Origin of the sequence: Rhodoferax sp. (assembly GCF_011391645.1) — a bacterium.
In the GTDB taxonomy this organism is placed as follows: domain Bacteria; phylum Pseudomonadota; class Gammaproteobacteria; order Burkholderiales; family Burkholderiaceae_C; genus Rhodoferax.
Window position 1 is genome coordinate 22,603 of record NZ_JAABQC010000012.1, and the last position, 19,053, is coordinate 41,655.

Consider the following 19,053-nt stretch of genomic DNA (forward strand, 5'->3'; position numbering starts at 1 on the left):
GGCAAAAGAATACACCAGAACACGGATTTTGGCGACTGGGCGATCACGATGTGGGCCAGCATCAACATTGCGCTGTTCTGGCTTGCGCGGTTCTGACATGGATGACTCAGTCGTAACGCAGGGTCCAGATCAAATCGATGGCGCTTTGTTCCCCGGTTTGGGCGCGCAGCGTCAGTCGCCGGGTCAGGTCATAAAAAATGGTGAAGACACCCATGGTGCCCGCCAGGCCGCTCTCATAAGCCACGTAAAAGTCATTGCTGAGTCGCTTGCCCAATGTGACTGTGGCGCCCGTGGTGGTGTCGCCTTTGCCGCTACCCTTGAAACTGAGCTCGTCCAGTCCGAGCGCCTGGGACAGGCTGGCGCTCGGCCCTTTGCCCTGGCCGCCCAGCAAGGCCAGTGCCGCTTGCTGCAGCAAGGCGGCCTCGCCGCCGCTGTCGCTGGCAGAGCGGCCCAGCACCAGCCAGGACAATTTGTCGGCCTCGGGCAAGTCAGGCTCGGAATACAGACGCACGATGGGCGACAGGGCCGTGCCGCTGATCTGCACGCCCACACGCTGGCTGAGTTGGGGTCGGATCGCCAGGATTGCCAGCGCCGGGTTGTCGACCGGGCCGACAAATCTCAGAATACCCTGCTCGATGTCCAGGCGCTGGCCATAGGCCCGGTAGGTGCCGCGCACCGCGCGCACGGTGCCGGTCAGGTTGGGGCGCTCGTTGTCGACGGCGCGCAGCGACAGTTTTCCCGCCAGACGCGTGTCAAGACCGCGACCACGCATCTTGAAGTCCGGCCCCAGATCAAGTTCAATCAACAGGTCGGACACCAGGCGCGGGGCACTGGCGCTGCCTGCGCTGGCTTTTCGGGCCGGGACATCCTGTGGTTTGGCTGTGGCTGCGGAGCCACGCAACACCACGTCATCACCCAACTGCGGGGCGGTATCCTCGGGCAGGATGATCAAGGCCTGGTCGGCCGCCAGGGTACCGCGCAGAGTCAAGCGGGCATTGATAAGTTGGGCCGCTACCTTGCCGGACACCACCACGCGTCGGTCGGCACGGCTGCTCACATTCAGCGCCTTGGCCTGAACTTCAAACGCCATGCGCAGGCGCGACAGAAAATCGGCCTCGGTGCTGCCAGGAAGCCAGAACACCGAGCCGCTCATGCTGAGTTGGCCACCGCCCCCCGCCTTGGCAGCCGAGGCGCCTTGCAGGGTGAAATCCTGAATGTCCATTTGCTGCCCCTGCAGCGTGGCATTCAGAGTGCCCTGGCTGAAGTCGATGCCGTCCACCACAGAGCGCACCGCCAGGTCGCGCGCTCGCAGGGCGCCATTCCATTGGGGCAGGTCAAGCGTGCCGCTGACGGTAATGTCGGCTTCCATGGTGCCGCGCAGGCGCCAGCCGGGCGGTGCCAGCGCCGACCAGGCATCAACCGGTGGCATCTGAATCTGCAAACCGCCGCCAATCGGCACGTTTGTGGCCAGCGTCCAGCCCTGGCCCAGCGGCTGCAGCTGGGTGCTGAACGCCATCAGTGCCTTGCCGGCGCGCGTGCTGTCCCAGCGCAGGCTGCTCGACAGATAGCCGTCGTCCAGGTTGATCTCCAGCCGGGCTTCGCGCATTTCTGCAGGCAACAAAAGCTGGCGGCTGTCATCGGCGCGCAGGCGCAGGTCGCCAGAACTGCGCTCCAGCGTGGCGCTCAAGTGCAAAGCGTCGGTTTGCTTGGCATCCCACTGGCCCGCCAGTATCAGGTCGCTGCTCAGGCCCAAGTCAGCCATCGTCTTATTGCTGATGGCATCCAGCCAGGCCAGCGGTAACTGGCTGATCTGCCCGCGGCTTTCCCATTGCGCTTTGGGCCTGGCCTGCGGCGTCGCCTTGGCGCCCTGCAGAGTCCAGCGCATGGGCTCCCAGGTCAGGCTTGCCTCGCCCGGTTGTGGGCCCAGCAGACGGGCGCTGCCAGACGACACGGTCACCGTGTTGTCCATGCCCGTGGCCAGCCAATCCAGCAGGATCGGCTGGCTATTGGCCGGGCCGGTCTGCAGCGACCATTGGCCGGGCCGGGAGGTGTCCCGGGCGCCGATTGCGAGTTGGTTCAGGCTTATCTGCCAGTGGCCGGCCTTGACCAGGGCGGCGTTGCTTTGGGCCTGCCAATCCAGCTTTTTCGACCCGATGTCGGCACGGCCTTGGGTGCTGAAGGTGAGGGCGGGCAGGGTGCCCGACAACTCCGCCTGCAGGTCGTGCAGTCGAATCTCGTTGGCAGGGTCGGCAGGGGTGCCTGGGCTGCTGCGCCAGTCAAGCTGTGGAACGCGCAGGCTGGCGTCGACCTGCAGGGCGCGGCCCTGCTGCTGCCAGCCGCCAGACCAGCGGCCGTCAAGTTGGGCACTGCCCTGCAATCGGGCACCCTGCAAGGCGCTTGAAACGGCCGGCCAGCGCTTGAGCCATTGGCTGGCCAGGTTGGCATCGGTCAGGTTGACAGCCAGCGTGCCCTTGCCCTCTTTGGCCGCCAGCAGCCCGTCGATCTCAGCCTGCAAGCCGGGCAAGGCCAGCGCCAATTTGCCCTGTGTGGCCTGAGAGTTGAGGTTGTGGGCCAGATGCCCCTCGATCCGGGCTTCTTGTGCGTCAACCTGGAGCTGGCTTAAAGTCAGTTGGGGTGCCGCCCAAATGCCTTCGACCTGCAGACTTTGCAGCGCCAGGGTTTGCAGACTGACCGGGGCTTTGTTTGATTTTTCCGATTTGCCCTTGTCGGTTGCCGCCTGAAGCTGCGCGCCAAAGCGCAGGCCTTGCGGGGTTTGTCGTGCCTGCAACTCGCCGCTCATGGTGGCACTGGCCAGGCGCGTGTCAACAGCACCGGGATCGACGTTTTTCAGATTGATGTTGCCGAGCCATTGCCCGGCATTGAACTGGCCCGAGCCCGTGATGCTGCCACCCGCAGCCGTTGCCCGCATCGAATTTAGCACCCATTGCGCTTGGTCGTAGGTCACCTCAGCCTGCAGGGTATTGAGTGGCAGACGCTGCTGGTTCCAGGGACCTGGCAGGTTATTGGTCAGGTCGACCTTGCCTTGCCAATTTGCTCCCACGGGGGTCACGCTGGCTTCGCCGGAGAGCAGGGTCTGGGGGGCCTGCGGCCAGAGGGCGGCAAGGTTCAAGGCTTGCCACTGCGCTTTGGCCCGGGTCAGCGGCTGGGTTTGCCAGGGGGCAATTTGCGCTGACACTTCCGCTTGCATGGCTTTTGATTTGGCAGCCGGCGAGGCGGGATTGGCGGGGAACTCGGGGATCAGGCTGGCCTGCAACGTGAGCGCGGCATCCGGGCCTGCCAATTCGCCGGCGATCCGGGCATTGGCCGCCACCGTCAAGCGCTGCTGGCTGGACGGCACGGTGGTTGCCACCACCCCCTGGAGTTGCAGCTGCAGTGCCATCGGCGCGGTGGCCTGGAGTTTGCCACTGAGGTGGTAGCTGCCTGAAGAAATCTGTCCCAGGCCTTTCTCCAGCGCATGGGATTGCCCGTCGAACAGGTAGTGACCGCTGATGCCGGTGGCCTGCATGCTGGTAGCGCCGCTCCAGCTGATGCTGGCCACCTTGAAAGGCACGTCCACGGTGATCGGCAGTCGCAAGTCGCTGGGGGGCGTGAGCGGTGCAGGGTCAGTTTTGACACGCTGGTCATCAATTTTTATGGATCCAACAGTGAGTTCGCTCAATCGCAACTGCTTGTTGAAGAGCGGACGCAGCGTCCAGGCCACGCCGATGTCCTGCGCCTCCACACTGAGTTCGCCCCGGCTCCAGCGCAGCCATTCGATGTGGCCGCCCGCGCGCAGCGAGCCCTGAACGTTTTTGGCCTCCAGTGTCTGGTCGGCAGGCAAAAAGCGCTGCAGCCGGGTTAGCAGGGCGGCCAACGAGTCGCCGCTGCCGCTCCACACCCAAAGGGCTCCGGCGAGCGCCAGCACGGTGATCACCGTGGCGGCCAGCAGCTTCAGGCTCAGTCGCAGGGCTTTCATCAAAAGGTAAACCCCAGGTTCATGTGCAAGCGAAAGCGCTCGGCATCGACGCCATAAGCGAGGTCAATTTGCAGTGGACCGACCGGGCTGTTCCAGCGCGCCCCGATCCCCACACCCACTTGGAGAGTCAGGTCGGAGGGCTGGTTGGCCACCGCTCCGGCATCCAGAAACACCGTGCTTTCCCAGTCACTCGCGACGCCGTTGATGCGAATCGGGCGCTGCCATTCCACACTGCCCGTGGCCAGGTAGCGGCCACCCTCAACACTGCCATCGGCCTGCGTGACCCCGATATCATTCAGGCCATATCCGCGCACACTGTTGTCGCCGCCTGCCCGAAAGAGCTGGGTGCTGGGCAGGCTGATGCCATCTTTGGCAATGATGGCGCCAGCCGAGGCGCGCATGGAGAGGCGCCCGGCACTGTTGAGGGTGGCCTGACCTTCGCCTGGGTCTGGCGCTGCCGTTCCAAGCGGTAAAAAACCCTGCCAGCGAGTCAGCAGGCGGGCGTAGGGTTGCGCCTGGCCACCCAGCGTGGTGCCGCCACCCGCCTCGGCACCCCAGCCCCAGCCGCTTGACGGGAACGGCAGGTTGTCGTAATAACGCACGGCAAAGGCATAGTTGGCGCTGATGGACTGGGCAATTACCCTCTGTGGGCTGCCTGCGTCCAGCGTATCGGACCAGTCGTATTGCAGATACAGGTTGCGGTCGATGCGCAGGCTGCGCTGATTGCGCCCGCCCCGCAACTGCACACTGGTGACGTCCTGGGTGCCCAGCAACTGGTCCTGCAGCAAGACCGAGGTTGCCCAGCGCCAGTTGTCGGTGTCCGGTGGCGAGGTCAGCTCCGAGCCAAGGGAACTGTCATCTCGCTGGAGCTTGAGTTTGCTCACCGCCAGCCAGTCAATCCCGGGCAATTTGTGGTGGGTGTGCTCGGCCGACAGGCGTGCCCCGCTGTCGGTGCTGGCGCCCAAGCCGAGCACCAGTTTTTGCAGGCGTGCTTCGCGCAGTTTCACCAGCACCGGGGCGGCATCGGCGCTGACGCTGGCGCTGCTGTCGATCGTGATGAAAGCAGAGTCAAAGTAGCCGCTGTCCGTCAGGCGCTGCTGGGCCGCCACCAGTTCTGCCTGGCTGTAATCGGCTCCGGGTGTGAGACGGGCCAGGCGCTGCACCAGTTCGGCGTCGTAGCGCGACAAGCCCTCAACCACCAGACCGCCGGTGCGGTACGCGGGACCAGAATCGAGCGTGATTTCCAAATGCGCCTGGGCGGCTTCTGGGTCAATGTCGGCCAGCGAGGCGCTGATGCGCCCGGCGGGAAAGCGCTGGGTGGTGAGCTGGCGCAGCGTTTTTAGTTTGGCGGCATCCCAGGCGGTTTGGGTAAAGCGGTTGCCCGCGCGCAGAGACCAGTTGGCCTGAATCTGCTCGCGCTGGGCCGTCGCCGCCGCATCGGTGGCGATGGCTCCGGTGAAATGAAAGGTCACCTGCCTGACCCGTGTGGCTTCACCGGGCGCGACGATGATTTTGACCACCGGCCAGGGTGTGCTGGCGCTGGCGGGCTGGCGTTCCATGCTGATCACCGGTGCAAAGTAACCCAGGGTGCCAATGAGTTTGCGCGCATCCTGATCGGCCAGGCGCAGCAGGCGTTCGAGTTCATCGTCACTCAAGTCGGTGAGCTCGCGGTAGCGTTGCAGCTCCATGTGACGCGTGAGCAACTCCTTGATGTCATCAGGGGCCTGGATGTCGATCACAAAGGCCGCCCCGGCCTGCGCTGCGGCTGGCGTTGGCGGCTCAGATGAAGCCGAATCTGCCGCAGCGGCTATTGAACAGGCCATCAGCAGCGCAGCCGCCAGCAATAACGGCTTCATTTGCTCAGCAGGCGCATGGTGTCTTCCAGCCCCTTGAGGGTGAGCGGGAACATGCGTTGGCTCATGAGTTGCTGCACCAGGCTGATGCTCTGGCGGTATTGCCACACGCCTTGCGGCTCGGGGTTGATCCAGGCAAACCGGGGGAAGGCGCTGGTCAGGCGCCCGAGCCACTCCACGCCCGCTTCTTCGTTGCTGTATTCCACGCTGCCACCGGGCTGCAAAATCTCATAGGGGCTCATGGTGGCGTCGCCAATGAAGATCAGCTTGTAGTCCTTGTTGTACTTGCGGATGATGTCCCAGGTGGCAAATTTTTCGGCATAGCGGCGCCGGTTGTTTTTCCACATGAAGTCATAGACGCAGTTGTGGAAATAATAAAACTCCAGGTGTTTGAACTCGGATTTGGCCGCCGAGAACATTTCCTCGACCCGCGCAATGTGCTCGTCCATGGTGCCGCCCACGTCCATCAACAGCAGCACTTTGACGTTGTTGTGCCGCTCCGGGATCATCTTGATGTCCAGGTAACCGGCGTTGGCGGCGGTGGCGCGGATGGTGTCAGGCAGGTCAAGCTCTTCAATATTCCCCTCGCGGGCAAACTTGCGCAGGCGGCGCAGCGCCACCTTGATATTGCGCGTGCCCAGTTCCTGGGTGTCGTCATAGTCTTTGTAAGCGCGCTGTTCCCACACCTTGACCGCGCTTTTGTTTTTGCCCGCGCCGCCGATGCGGATGCCCTGCGGGTTGTAACCACTATTGCCAAAGGGACTGGTGCCGCCAGTGCCAATCCACTTGCTGCCGCCTTCGTGGCGTTCCTTTTGTTCTTCGAGACGTTTCTTAAGCGTCTCCATGAGCTCGTCCCAGCCCATTTTTTCAATGGCCGCCTTTTCCTCTGGGCTCAGGTTGAGTTCCAGCGTTTGGCGCAGCCAGTCCAGCGGCACGTCTTTGGTGAAGTCGGTCACCAGTTCGATGCCCTTGAAGTAGGCTGAAAATGCCTTGTCGAACTTGTCGTAATGCTTTTCGTCCTTGACCAGCGTGGCGCGGCTCAGGTAATAAAAGTCATCAATTTTGTAGCCGGTGGTCTCAGCGGCGTCGCCTTCAGCCTGTGGTGTTTTTGGCCCCACCACGCCGAGTTTGAGCGCCTCCAGCAGGGTCAGGAATTCCTTGACCGAGACCGGCAGTTTGGCGGCGCGCAGGGTGTAGAAGAAGTCGATCAGCATGGGAAGGGTTAAAGCCAGTTTTCAACTTTGAGACCGGGCACGCGCGAGAACTCGCGCACGTTGTCGGTGACCAGCACCAGCTTGTGGTGCAGAGCCTCGGCGGCGATCCAGGTGTCGTTGGGACCGATCGGGGTGCCGGCTTGTTCCAGTTGGGTGCGAAGCTGCGCGTACGTGTCAGCAACCCGGCTGTTGATGGTCAGCAACTCCGAACTGGTGCGAATCGCGTCGATCACTGCGAGCCGCTTGGGGGTGCGGTCGCCCTTGTAGTAGCCCACCTGCAATTCACCCAGAACAATCGGTGACAGCGTCAGGCGACCACGTTCCAGGGCCTCAAAGCGCTTGATCAGCCCTGGGTGGGACCGCCGGATCAAGGCGCTCCAGATATTGGTGTCGAGCAAGTAGCGGTCGGCGGTGGTTGTCATCGTCTGCTACCAGGCCGCTACCGGTTTCGCCGGGCCTTCGTCGCCAATGTCTGGCCAGTCTTCGATGATCGGTAGTTTGTCCAGAAACTCTTTCATGGTTTGCGGCGCTTCCCGCAACACAATTTCGTCCCCTCGGCGCTCAATGGTGACGCGCTTGGACGTGAGTTGAAATTCTTTGGGCAGGCGCACAGCCTGGCTGTTGCCTGACATGAAAACGGCGGCAGTGGTGGTCATGATGGGCTCCAGAAAGTAACAATATACAAATTGTATATGGTGATCAAATACTGTGCATCAGCACGATGCCTCAGATCAGCGTGGTTTGTCCAGCAAATACTGCAACTGCGCCCGTACCTCGGGCCATTCGCCCTGCGTCAAGCTGTACATCACGGTGTCACGGATGGTGCCGTCGCGGCGCAAGGCGTGACCCCGGATGACACCGTCCTTGCGTGCGCCCAGGCGCTCAATCGCAGTTTGCGAGGCAAAGTTGAAGTTGTCTGTGCGCCAGCCCACCACACGGCAGCCCAGCGTCTCAAAGGCGTGGGTCATCATGAGAAGCTTGCAGGTGGTGTTGACATGGCTGCGCTGCACACTTTTGGCATACCAGGTGTAGCCAATTTCAACCCGCTTGACCGCCGGAAGGATGTCATGAAAACTGGAGCTGCCCAGCACTTGTCCGGTGGCGGAGTCAAGCACGGCAAAAGCCAACCGGTTGCCTGCCTCGCGCATGGCGAGCGCATCTTCAATGTAGCGACGGGTGTGCTCGGGCTCGGGCACGGAGGTTACGCGAATGTTCCAGAGTTGGCCATCAGCGGCGGCTTGGCGCAGGCCGTCTTCGTGGTCCAGCGTCAGCGGCTCCAGCGTGATGCCGTTTTTGTTCAAGGTGACAGGTTCGACAAAAGCCATAGCTCTCTCAGTCTGTTATTTTTCAAGTTTATGTGCATGGCTGCGACTTTGGTCAGAGCGGCTAGCGTGGCAGGCCCACTGGGCGGCTGACGATTTCTGGTACCCCAGTATGAGGAAGTCGTCCAGTGGGCCTGCCGCGCGGGTGACATGAAATGTCTTGGGTTGTTTGACGGCGCGCAGGTTCAGACTGTTTCGTCATGGAAAACATCATTCACCGGTTGCGACTCTGCATGAACACCAGTTTTTCGAACAGGCTCACATCCTGTTCGTTTTTCAACAGGGCTCCCACCAGCGGTGGCACCGCCACCTTGTCGTCCTGGGTTTGCAGTGCCGACAGGGGGATGTCTTGCGCCAACAGCAGCTTGAGCCAGTCGAGCAACTCGCTGGTTGAGGGTTTCTTTTTCAGTCCCGGCAGGTTGCGCACGTCAAAAAACGTTTTCATGGCGGCGCTCAGCAACTCGGCCTTGAGGCCGGGAAAGTGCACGTCCACAATCTGCTTCATGGTCACCGCGTCGGGGAACTTGATGTAGTGGAAAAAGCAGCGGCGCAAAAACGCGTCGGGCAATTCTTTTTCGTTGTTGGAGGTGATGAAGACCAGCGGGCGGTGTTTGGCGCGAATCAGCTCACGAGTCTCGTAACAGTAAAACTCCATGCGGTCGATTTCACGCAGCAAATCGTTGGGAAATTCGATGTCGGCCTTGTCGATCTCGTCAATCAGCAGCGCCACCGGCTCGTCCGCCGTGAATGCCTGCCACAAAACGCCTCTGACGATGTAGTTATGGATGTTTTTGACCCGTTCACCGCCATCGATATCGGCCAGTTGCGAGTCGCGCAGACGGCTCACCGCGTCGTATTCGTACAAGCCCTGCTGCGCCTTGGTGGTGGACTTGATGTGCCATTGCAACAGCGGTAAATTGAGCGCGGTGGCCACTTCTTCGGCCAGCATGGTCTTGCCGGTGCCGGGCTCGCCCTTGACCAGCAATGGGCGCTGCAGGGTGATGGCCGCGTTCACCGAGAGCATCAGGTCGTTGGTGGCGACATAGTTTGGGGTGCCTTGGAATTTCATGGTGTTTGGAGTGAATTGAGGGGCTTTTCGGCCATTGCTTTTTGATGTTTTGGACAGGGTTGCCGGATTGGCGCCAAAAGCTTGGGGTCGACTGGCTTTCGATAGTTCATTTGGCCGTTGTCAGTTTAGAAAAGGCTGATGCGAATTTTCCTCAGAAAAGGAAAAAATTCTGCTGGCTGTGCCGGATCACAGTCAGTCCCGGGTGGCTTGACGCTGCACACAAGCCACATAAGTGTTGCCGTCGGGCGGCTGGCCGTTGCGTTGGCTGTCCCAGATCATTTGTCCCAGGCATTCCATGGCGACATGATGTGCGTCGTGCAGGGAGTCGAGCCGGTGCGTGAGCAATTCAACGGCCTGACGGATCCCCCGTGGCTGGTCAATGCTGCATTGCTCGGTGATTGACAGATGCATCGACAGGTGCAGAAAGCAGCTGGTCTGGCGGTCTTCGGCTTGCCCGATGGCGGCCAGTGCCACCTCCACGTTGGCCAGCTCAGCGTGGTACTCGGGATGCTCGTCTATCCACAGGCTGGCGATGGTCTCAATGGCCTCCATGGGCTGACCCGCCTGGGCCTTGGCATATACAGCGCAAAAAAATCCGCGAACGTCAGCTTTTGAAGGGTTGAATATCATGAGGTCAATTGTCGCCGCTGCGCGCTCAGTCCACCCGCCAGGCCGGCAATTGCCAGTTGCGCCACACCGCCAGTCCGCGCAAGCCGGCGGTGACGACAACACAGGCCACCAGGGCCAGCCAGCCTGGCGCTCCAAGGTGCCACAACCCCACATAAACCCAGCCACCGGCAAAGGCGCAGACGGCGTACGGGCGGTGGTCGCTGAACGCGGTGGGTATCTGATTGCAGACAATGTCACGCAACACACCGCCAAAGACCCCGGTGGCCAGGCCCATCAATACCGCCACCAGTGCGGGCATGCCATTGAGCAATGCCTGATGCACGCCGGTGGCGGCAAACAGCCCGAGCCCGAGCGCGTCAGGCCACTCAATGGCTTTGCGCGTGAGTTCAAAATGGTGGCGTCGCAAGAACAGCATGGCAAAGGTGCACAAGGCCAGCACACCCCACAGCATTTCCATGTGGCGAACCCAGAAAAACGGCCGCACATCGAGCAACAAGTCGCGCAACGTGCCGCCACCAAAAGCCGCCAGAAAGCCCACCACGCACACGCCCACGGCATCCAGACGTTTTTGGGCTGCCTCCAAAACCCCCGACAATGCGAACGCCGCGGTGCCTGCGAGCTCGACCAGCAGCCGCAGGGTTTGGCCCCACTGTTGTATGTTGTCAATGTTAGCACCGTTCATACCCGAATTGTCACACCATGGTCCTGCCTGAAGATTTTCCCCTCGTCACTGACCCTTTCTTTTACGCTGTCACCATTCCCGCCGTGCTGCTGCTGGGGGTGAGCAAGAGCGGCTTTGGCGCGGGCTTTGGCTCGCTGGCGGTGCCGATGATGGCCTTGGCGGTGAGTGTGCCGCAGGCGGCGGCCATATTGATGCCGGTGCTGCTGCTGATGGACGTGCTGGGCATGGCCGCGTTTCGCAAAGACTTTGACCTGAAGTTGCTCAAGTTTCTGATTCCCTGCGGCCTGGTGGGCATCGTCATTGGCGCGCTGCTGTTCAAGCTGCTGGATGCGCGCCTGGTGGCCGGCATTGTGGGCGCCGTGACGCTGCTGTTTTTGGCGCAGCGCCTGCTGTTTCCGCCCCGCGTCGACAGCCCGGCACCGCCGCGCTGGCTGGGGGCGGTGTTGACAGCGACTTCAGGCTTTACCAGTTTCATTGCGCACGCCGGTGGCCCACCCGTCAACGCTTACATGATTCCCATGCGCCTGTCGCCTATTCGCTTCACCGCGACCCTGGCGTTCTTCTTTTTTGTCATCAACCTTTCCAAGTGGATTCCGTACGCTTGGCTGGGCCTGCTGGACTGGCGCAACTTTGCCACCTCGGTGGTGCTGCTGCCCTTGGCGCCGATTGGCGTTTGGGTAGGGGTGAAGCTGGCCAGGCGCATTCAGCAGGCCTTGTTTTATCGACTGGTTTATTTGGGCATGTTTCTGACAGGCAGCAAACTGCTGTGGGACGCGCTGCGGTGAAACCTGGCGCGGTGGCGGGCGTTTTTGGCCTGGTGCGCCCCGTCAAGCGGGGTCGTTGTTGGCTTCTCCTGCGGGGCAGCTATTGCAGTCGAACGGGTCAATCCCGGTGTACATCACATCAGCATCCGAGGCAGGATCACTGATTTCACGTCCGGGATGGCTGTCAAATTTCCAGGTTATCAATCAGCCGGGTGCTGCCCAGTTTGGCGGCGCCCAGAATGACCAGACCAGCTTGCTTGGCCAGTCGGGACACCTGGTCGACCGCTGGGGATTGCAGGTTGCTGCGGCAGCGCACGGTCAGGTAGTCGGGCTGCCAGCCGCGCTGGGTCAGGGCGTCCATGGCTTGCTGCTCAAGGGCCGGCAGATCGGTGGCTCCCGATTGCACGGCTTTGGCCATGAATTGCAGGGCTTGCGACAGTTGCACCGCTTCCCTGCGCTGGGCGGGGCTAAGGTAGTTGTTGCGCGAGGACAGCGCCAGTCCGTCCGGCGCGCGCAGCGTCTGGCCGCCGATGACCTCGATGGGCAGGGCAAACTGCAGCACCATGCGTCTGATCACCTGAAGCTGCTGGTAGTCTTTCAGGCCGAACAGGGCAAATCGCGGCTGCACGCAAGCAAACAGCTTCATCACCACGGTGCAGACGCCGACAAAAAAGCCCGGCCTGAAATGACCTTCAAGGATATTGGCGATCTCTGAGGGCGGCTGGATGGTGAAGCCCTGGGGTTCCGGGTAAAGCTCTTTTTCACTGGGCGCAAACACCACGTCACAACCGGCTGCCTCCAGTGCCTCGCAATCGGCCTCCCAGGTGCGCGGGTAAGTGTCAAAGTCTTCATGCGGCAAAAACTGCAGGCGGTTGACAAAAATACTCACCACCACCACGTCGCCCAACGGCTTGGCCTGGCGCACCAGCGCCAGATGACCGTCGTGCAGGTTGCCCATGGTGGGCACAAAAGCGGGATGTGTGAAGTTGGCCAGGTGCGTGCGCAGCTCGGCGATGGTGCGAAGGATAATCATGATGATTTGTGGGACAGACCAAGATTTACACGAAGTGAAATTTGCTCTGTCCTCAAGTGATTAGTGGATGTTTGTGGGACAGACCAACTTCGCTGAGCGTAGCGAAGATCAGTTGCTCTGTCCTCAAGTGATTGTGGATGTCAAAATCTACCAGGCGTGCAGCCCATTGTCCGGAAAGCTGCCGTTCTTGACCGCTTCAACATAGGCTTGCATGGCTTCCTTGATGCCGTGCTGGCCTTGCACGCCAGGCAGGTCGGCCATGAAATTGCGCACAAATTTTGGCATTTTTCCCAGATTCAGCCCCAGCATGTCGTGCAACACCAGCACCTGACCCGACGTGCCATTGCCGGCGCCAATACCAATGGTCGGGCAATGGGTGAGCTCGGTGGTGAGTTCGCTTGAGAGCGCGGCCGGAACCATTTCAAGCACCAGCAGCGAGGCGCCGGCATCCTGCAACTCATGCGCTTGACGCTTCATGATGGCGGCTGACTCAACCGTTTTGCCCTGCACCCGGTAGCCGCCCAGGGCGTGCACGGTTTGCGGTGTCAGGCCCAGATGGGCGCAGACCGGAATCCCGCGTTCCACCAGAAAGCGCACTGTCTCAGAAGTCCAGCCACCGCCCTCGAGCTTGACCATGTGGGCACCGGCCTGCATCAGCACGGCGGCGCTGCGCAACGCTTGTTCCCTGGACTCAAGGTAGGTGCCAAAGGGCAGGTCGCCGATGATCCAGGCGGTGCCTTGCACCCGTCGCACGCCGCGTGTCACGCTTTCGACGTGGTAGCGCATGGTCTCCAGCGACACACCCACGGTGCTGCTCAAGCCCTGGCAGACCATGCCCAGCGAGTCACCGACCAGAATGCAGTCAACACCGGCGGCATCGGCGACTGCGGCAAAGGTGGCGTCGTAGGCGGTGAGCATGGTGATTTTCTCACCGCGGGCGTGCATTTCCAGCAAGCGCGGCAGGCTCACCGGCTTGCGCAGGGCCGGATTGCTGGCGGGCGGCAGGGTACCGTAGGGCGAGGCGCTTTGTGTGGCAGGCTGGTTCATCGGGTGATTCCCCTAAAAAATGTGGCGCGAGTCTAACGCAGAGCCGGGCTATCAAAGATCAGGTTTTCGGGCTCAGGGTGGTGGGCAGGGCCTGCGCCAGCATCTGCGGATAGTCGCGGCTGAAGTGCAGACCGCGGCTTTCGTGGCGGGCCTGGGCGCTGCGCACAATCAAATCGGCCACCTGCACCAGATTGCGCAGTTCCAGCAGATCACGGGTGACATGAAAGAGGGCGTAAAACTCCTGGATTTCATCTTGCAAAAGTGCCACCCGGTGGGCGGCACGGTCCAGCCTTTTGTTGGTGCGCACAATGCCCACGTAGTCCCACATGAAGCGGCGCAGTTCGTCCCAGTTGTGCGAGATCACCACCGTCTCGTCGGCATCAATGACCTGGCTTTCATCCCAGGCTGGCAAGCTTGGTGTGGGTTGCCGCGTGCTGTGCTCAATGTCCTGGGCGGCGGCCTGGGCAAACACCATGCACTCCACCAGCGAGTTGCTGGCCAGCCGGTTGGCGCCGTGCAGGCCGCTGCAGGCGGTTTCGCCAATGGCGTACAAGCCGTCGATGTCGGTGCGCCCCTCCAGATCAGCCAGGATGCCACCGCAGGTGTAATGGGCGGCCGGCACCACGGGAATAGGCTGCTTGGAGATGTCGATGCCGAGTTCCAGGCAGCGCGCGTAAATGTTGGGAAAATGCTCTTGCAGGAAGCTCAGGGGCTGGTGCGAGATGTCCAGGTAGACACAGTCTAAACCGCCCTTTTTCATTTCGAAGTCGATGGCGCGCGCGACCACGTCACGCGGTGCCAACTCCAGGCGCGCGTCATGGGCGGGCATGAAGCGGGTTCCATCGGGCAGCAGCAGGCGGCCCCCCTCGCCGCGAACGGCTTCGCTGATCAGGAACGATTTGGCGTGCGGGTGGTACAGGCAGGTGGGGTGAAACTGGATGAACTCCATGTTTTGCACCCGGCAACCGGCGCGCCAGGCGGCCGCAATGCCGTCTCCGGTGGCAGTGTCGGGGTTGGTGGTGTACAGGTAGACCTTGCCTGCGCCGCCGGTGGCCAAAATGGTTTGCGGCGCCTCAAAGGTGAGCACCTGGTCGGTGCCCTCATCAAGCGCGTACAGCCCCAGGCAGCGCTTGCCCGACAGCCCCAATTTTTCTGTGGTGATCAGGTCCACCAGCGTGTGCTGCTCAAACAGCGTGATGTTGGGGGTTTTGTGCACCTGCTCAATCAGCGTGCGCTGCACGGCGGCACCGGTGGCGTCGGTCACATGCACAATGCGCCGGGCGCTGTGGCCGCCTTCGCGGGTCAGATGCAGTTGGCCGTCTTCTTCGGAAAACGGCACGCCCAGGGTTTGCAGCCAGGCGATGGCTTTGGGCGCGTTTTCCACCACGCGGCGGGTCGCGGCCAGGTCGCACAGGCCGGCGCCGGCCACCAGGGTGTCGGCGATGTGGGCGTCAAAACTGTCGTCCTTGCTCCACACCGCCGCGATGCCACCTTGAGCCCAGCCGCTGGAGCCCTCGGAGACGGCACGCTTGGTGATCACGGCCACGCGTTTGTGCGGGGCCAGCAACAGGGCCGAGCTCAGGCCAGCCAGCCCGCTGCCCACGATCAGGACGTCAAAGTGCAGCGTGACGGGGGAGGAAATGGGTTGGCGTTCAGGCATGAAGTGTCCCGTCTGGGGTTAAGAGGAGGTGTAGGCCAGCCGCACATAGATGGGTGCAAAGGCTTCGGCCTGGGTAATGTCGATCAAGGTTTCCTTGGCCAGTTCGAGCAGGGCGATGAAAGTGACCACCAGCACCCGGGCGCCTTTTGCCGGGTCAAACAGGGCTTCGAATTCGACAAAGCGCCGGCCCTGCAATTTTTTCAGCACCATGCTCATGTGCTCGCGCACCGACAGCTCTTCGCGCGTGATTTTGTGGCGTTGCACCAGCGTGGCGCGTTTCAGAATCGACTGCCAGGCTTGCTGCAGGTCGACCAGGGTCACGTCAGGAAAACGCGGCGCGAGTGACTGTTCGATGTAGACCTGGGCGCGCAAAAAATCGCGTCCCAACTGGGGCAGGGTATTGAGCCGAGCTGCCGCCAGCTTCATTTGCTCGTACTCCAGCAAGCGGCGCACCAGTTCGGCGCGCGGGTCTTCAGCGTCCTGACCGTTGGCGACATGCCTTGGCGGCAGCAGCATGCGCGACTTGATCTCGATGAGCATGGCCGCCATCAGCAGGTATTCGGCTGCCAGCTCCAGGTTGCGGTGCCGAATTTCATCCACGTATGTCAGATACTGACGTGTCAGACCTGCCATGGGAATGTCCAGAATGTTGAAGTTCTGCTTGCGAATCAGGTACAGCAGCAAATCCAGCGGACCTTCAAAGGCCTCCAGGAAGACCTCCAGTGCATCCGGCGGGATGTACAGGTCCTGTGGCATGGCAAATAGCGGTTCACCGTAGAGCCGCGCCACCGCGACTTGGTCCACCACCATGGGCATGTCGGTCAAAACCTGGCTACCGCCAGCATTCAGGTTGGCTGTTTCAACCATTGAAGCATTGAGATGCTATGCGAGATCTCGCAGCCTGCCCAGTTTGATGGGGCTGCTGGCAGAAACTACTCTTTTCCTTCGTTCAGGTAGACGTAGGGCTTTTGCGCCACTTTACCGGCACGGTACTCTTGCCAGGCTTCCCGGTTGACCGGTTTGTCCCACAACAATTCGCGGCCCTCGCGCTGACGCGCTTCGATGCCGGGGTCTTTGGCAACGAGCTGACCGATGAACTCGGTGATATCGGATTTGTACAGGGGGCGGTAAAAAATGTTCATGGCAATAACCTCGTGACGGCATTCTAACGGTGCGCGCCGACGCAGCGTTTTAGCCAGACAAAGTCAGGTGTAATATCCCCACTGTATCTACAGAGACACCCGACGCGGCCCATGAATTCTTTTTTCCATCCTGCAAGCTGGATCCACCTGGACTGGGTATTGCTTGTGGTGGCGGCCTGGTTGCTGATCGGGGTGCTCGGGGTGCTGGCGCTGCGGCGCTTCAGGCTGGTGGCGATTGTGCTGTTTCCGGTGGGTGCGATTTTTTCGGTGCTGTTGCTGGCGGTGGCCCTGAGCGCGGTGTTCAGTGACCCCGAAACCGCGGTGCTGCCGCTCGGCCTGCCGCAGCTTCCCTTTCACTTGCGCCTGGACAGCCTGTCGGCCTTCTTTTTGATCCTGATTGGCGGTGTTTCTGCCGGGGTCTCCGTGTTCGCTGCCGGTTACTTTCGCCAAGGTGAGGGCACGCCACCGGGCCTGATCTGTCTGGAGTACCACGTTTTTCTGGCCAGCATTGCCATGGTGGTGCTGGCTGACGATGCCTATGTCTTCATGGTGGCGTGGGAGACCATGGCGTTCTCATCCTTCTTTCTGGTGCTGGCCAACCACCGCATTCCTGAAATTCGCAACGCCGGCTACCTCTACATGCTGATTGCGCATATTGGCGCTCTCGGCATTCTCCTGTGCTTTGCCTTGTTGCAGGCCGATACCGGCGACTACACCTTTGCCAATATGCGGATGCAGCACCTGACCCCCTTCTGGGGTTCGCTGGCTTTTGTGCTGGCGGTGTTCGGTTTTGGCGCCAAGGCGGGGCTGTTGCCGCTGCACGTCTGGCTGCCCGAGGCGCACCCGGCGGCGCCATCGCCTTTTTCGGCGCTGATGAGCGGCGTGATGCTCAAGATAGCGCTCTATGGCATTTTGCGCATTGCCTTCGACTTGCTGCAGGAGCAGATCTGGTGGTGGGGTGTGTTGCTGATGGGCTTGGGCCTTGTGACCGCCGTGTTTGGTGTGGTGTTTTCCACGGTGCAAGTGGAGATGAAGCGCTTGCTGGCATATTCCAGCATAGAAAACATCGGCCTGATGTGCGCGGGATTGGGCCTGTCGCTGTTGTTTCTGGCCTACGACATGAAGGCCCTGTCGGCTCTGGCGCTCACCGCCGCCATGTACCAGATGCTGGCCCACGCCTTTTTCAAGAGCCTGCTGTTTTGCGGCACTGGTGCCGTGATGCATGCCACCGGCGAGCGCAGCCTGGGCAAACTCGGCGGCCTGATGCGCTTCATGCCCTGGGTGGCCTGGCCAACCCTGATCGGGGTGCTGGCCTGCGCTGGTTTGCCGCCGTTTGGCGGCTTTGTGGCCGAATGGCTGCTGTTGCAAAGTTTCCTGTTCACCACCGGCTTGCCCAGTTCCTTCCTTGACATGCTGGTGCCGGTGATGGCCGCCTTGATTGCGCTGGTCGCCGCGCTCTCGGGCTACACCATGGTCAAGTATTTCGGTGTGATTTTTTTGGGCCAGCCGCGCGAGGAGAGCCTGGCCCGGGCGCACGATGCCGGCCGCTGGGAACGTCTGGGCATGGTCTGGCTGGTGCTGGGATGTGTGTTGCTGGGCTTGTTCCCCAACCAGGTCATTGCCCTGATTGATCCCGCCACCAGATTGCTGGTCGGGACGGGGCTGGCGCACACCGTTTCTGAAAGCGGCTGGCTGCTGGTGCCGGTTAGCGTTGAGCGGGCCAGCTACGCGCCGGCGATCTTTTTGCTGGGCGTGCTGGTCAGTTTTGGCCTGGCATTTTTGCTGGTGCGCAAGCTCTACCACGGCCGCATGCGCCGGGTGCCGCCTTGGGACTGCGGCTACCCATGGCAAACCCCGCGCATGCAGGACACTGCCGAAGGTTTTGGGCAGCCGATCCGGCAGATTTTCGAGCCATTTTTTCGCATGAAGCGACAGCTGCCAACCGCCTTCGATGCGCAACCGAGCTACAAAGTCACCGTCGAAGACCCGCTCTGGTACTGGATTTACCTGCCTGTTGCCAGCCTGGTGGAGCGCGTCTCCAAAATCATCGGGCTGTTGCAGCAGGGCCGGATCTCGGTGTACCTGATGTACAGCTTTGTCACGTTGATAGTGGTCTTGCTGGTGGTGAAACAATGAGCTGGCTGGGCGTCTTTTCGCAATCCCTGGCGCTGCTGACGGCGCTGCTGCTGGCACCCCTGCTCACCGGCTGGGTCAACCAATGGCGCGCTTGGCTGCAAAATAAGTCAGCGCCCGGCTTGCTGCAGCCCTACCGCATGCTGCACAAGCTGTTCAACAAGGAATCGCTGATGGCCGAGCATGCCTCGGCGCTTTACCGGACCGCGCCCTACCTTGTTTTCAGCTGCATGCTGCTGGCTTGCGCCATTGTTCCCACGCTGTCCACTGACCTGCCGCTGTCGCCTGCGGCAGACGCGATCGCCCTGGTGGGGCTGTTTGCACTGGCGCGGGTGTTCATTTCCCTGGCGGCCATGGATGTCGGCACCGCCTTTGGCACCCTGGGCGCGCGCCGTGAAATGCTGGTGGGCTTTCTGGCCGAGCCGGCTTTGCTGATGGTGCTGTTTTGCGCCTCCATGATCACGCGCTCCACGTCGCTCACCACCATGGTCGAAACGCTGGCGCACCGCGAGTTTGCCATCTACCCCA

17 protein-coding genes are annotated in these 19,053 nt (G+C 61.5%); 3 read left to right on the forward strand and 14 right to left on the reverse strand.

What is annotated here, in order from left to right:
• Positions 1-106: 106 nt before the first annotated feature.
• The 9 genes from GPS82_RS03040 to GPS82_RS03080 all read right to left on the reverse strand — a co-directional run bounded on the left by GPS82_RS03040 (position 107) and on the right by GPS82_RS03080 (position 10,746).
• Positions 107-3,976, reverse strand: a complete 3,870-nt coding sequence (locus GPS82_RS03040; protein WP_296490789.1) for a translocation/assembly module TamB domain-containing protein — start codon at positions 3,974-3,976, stop codon at positions 107-109.
• The gene (locus tag GPS82_RS03045) at positions 3,976-5,832 is read right to left on the reverse strand and encodes a BamA/TamA family outer membrane protein (RefSeq protein WP_296490790.1); all 1,857 of its coding nucleotides are present in this window, start codon (positions 5,830-5,832) and stop codon (positions 3,976-3,978) included. Before GPS82_RS03045 ends, GPS82_RS03040 begins: the two co-directional genes overlap by 1 nt.
• Complete coding sequence (locus tag GPS82_RS03050; protein ID WP_296490792.1) at positions 5,829-7,043, reverse strand: hypothetical protein; 1,215 nt, start codon at positions 7,041-7,043, stop codon at positions 5,829-5,831. The genes GPS82_RS03045 and GPS82_RS03050 overlap by 4 nt, the downstream gene beginning before the upstream one ends.
• 8 nt (positions 7,044-7,051) lie before the next feature.
• Entirely contained in the window at positions 7,052-7,465 is a 414-nt protein-coding gene (locus GPS82_RS03055) for a type II toxin-antitoxin system VapC family toxin (RefSeq protein ID WP_296490794.1), read from the reverse strand.
• A gap of 6 nt (positions 7,466-7,471) precedes the next feature.
• Positions 7,472-7,699 (reverse strand): AbrB/MazE/SpoVT family DNA-binding domain-containing protein, encoded by a 228-nt coding sequence (locus tag GPS82_RS03060; protein ID WP_296490796.1) that lies wholly within the window; start codon positions 7,697-7,699, stop codon positions 7,472-7,474.
• Between the two features lie 75 nt (positions 7,700-7,774).
• Positions 7,775-8,368, reverse strand: coding sequence for a GNAT family protein (locus GPS82_RS03065; RefSeq protein ID WP_296490798.1), 594 nt, complete (start codon positions 8,366-8,368; stop codon positions 7,775-7,777).
• 211 nt (positions 8,369-8,579) lie between these two features.
• The gene (locus GPS82_RS03070; RefSeq protein WP_296490800.1) at positions 8,580-9,434 is read right to left on the reverse strand and encodes a MoxR family ATPase; all 855 of its coding nucleotides are present in this window, start codon (positions 9,432-9,434) and stop codon (positions 8,580-8,582) included.
• 192 nt (positions 9,435-9,626) lie between these two features.
• The gene (locus tag GPS82_RS03075) at positions 9,627-10,061 is read right to left on the reverse strand and encodes a DUF1841 family protein (protein WP_296490818.1); all 435 of its coding nucleotides are present in this window, start codon (positions 10,059-10,061) and stop codon (positions 9,627-9,629) included.
• Positions 10,062-10,089: 28 nt separating this feature from the next.
• Complete coding sequence (locus GPS82_RS03080) at positions 10,090-10,746, reverse strand: trimeric intracellular cation channel family protein (protein ID WP_296490802.1); 657 nt, start codon at positions 10,744-10,746, stop codon at positions 10,090-10,092.
• A gap of 17 nt (positions 10,747-10,763) precedes the next feature.
• Here GPS82_RS03080 and GPS82_RS03085 point away from each other — a divergent pair, with 17 nt between their 5' ends.
• Complete coding sequence (locus GPS82_RS03085; RefSeq protein WP_296490804.1) at positions 10,764-11,531, forward strand: sulfite exporter TauE/SafE family protein; 768 nt, start codon at positions 10,764-10,766, stop codon at positions 11,529-11,531.
• Positions 11,532-11,694: 163 nt separating this feature from the next.
• On the opposite strand, the gene panC is transcribed toward GPS82_RS03085, so the two are convergent.
• From panC to GPS82_RS03110, 5 genes are all read right to left on the reverse strand, one after another.
• Positions 11,695-12,543, reverse strand: coding sequence for a pantoate--beta-alanine ligase (gene panC, locus GPS82_RS03090; RefSeq protein ID WP_296490806.1), 849 nt, complete (start codon positions 12,541-12,543; stop codon positions 11,695-11,697).
• A gap of 147 nt (positions 12,544-12,690) precedes the next feature.
• Positions 12,691-13,590 (reverse strand): 3-methyl-2-oxobutanoate hydroxymethyltransferase, encoded by a 900-nt coding sequence (panB, locus tag GPS82_RS03095; RefSeq protein ID WP_296490808.1) that lies wholly within the window; start codon positions 13,588-13,590, stop codon positions 12,691-12,693.
• Between the two features lie 58 nt (positions 13,591-13,648).
• The gene (nadB, locus tag GPS82_RS03100) at positions 13,649-15,250 is read right to left on the reverse strand and encodes an L-aspartate oxidase (protein WP_296490810.1); all 1,602 of its coding nucleotides are present in this window, start codon (positions 15,248-15,250) and stop codon (positions 13,649-13,651) included.
• An 18-nt stretch (positions 15,251-15,268) separates the two neighbouring features.
• Positions 15,269-16,117 carry a ScpA family protein gene (locus tag GPS82_RS03105; protein ID WP_296490812.1) on the reverse strand — a complete coding sequence of 283 codons (849 nt, stop codon included), beginning with the start codon at positions 16,115-16,117 and terminating at the stop codon, positions 15,269-15,271.
• A 65-nt stretch (positions 16,118-16,182) separates the two neighbouring features.
• On the reverse strand, positions 16,183-16,392 hold the full coding sequence (locus GPS82_RS03110) for a DUF3460 family protein (protein WP_296490813.1): 210 nt from the start codon (positions 16,390-16,392) through the stop codon (positions 16,183-16,185).
• Positions 16,393-16,503: 111 nt separating this feature from the next.
• On the opposite strand from GPS82_RS03110, the gene hyfB reads away from it, so the two are divergent.
• Together hyfB and GPS82_RS03120 are read left to right on the forward strand one after the other, a co-directional pair.
• Positions 16,504-18,528 carry a hydrogenase 4 subunit B gene (gene hyfB, locus GPS82_RS03115; protein WP_296490815.1) on the forward strand — a complete coding sequence of 675 codons (2,025 nt, stop codon included), beginning with the start codon at positions 16,504-16,506 and terminating at the stop codon, positions 18,526-18,528.
• On the forward strand, positions 18,525-19,053 hold a 529-nt coding region (locus tag GPS82_RS03120; RefSeq protein ID WP_296490817.1), incomplete at its 3' end, for an NADH-quinone oxidoreductase subunit H. The genes hyfB and GPS82_RS03120, both read left to right, overlap by 4 nt.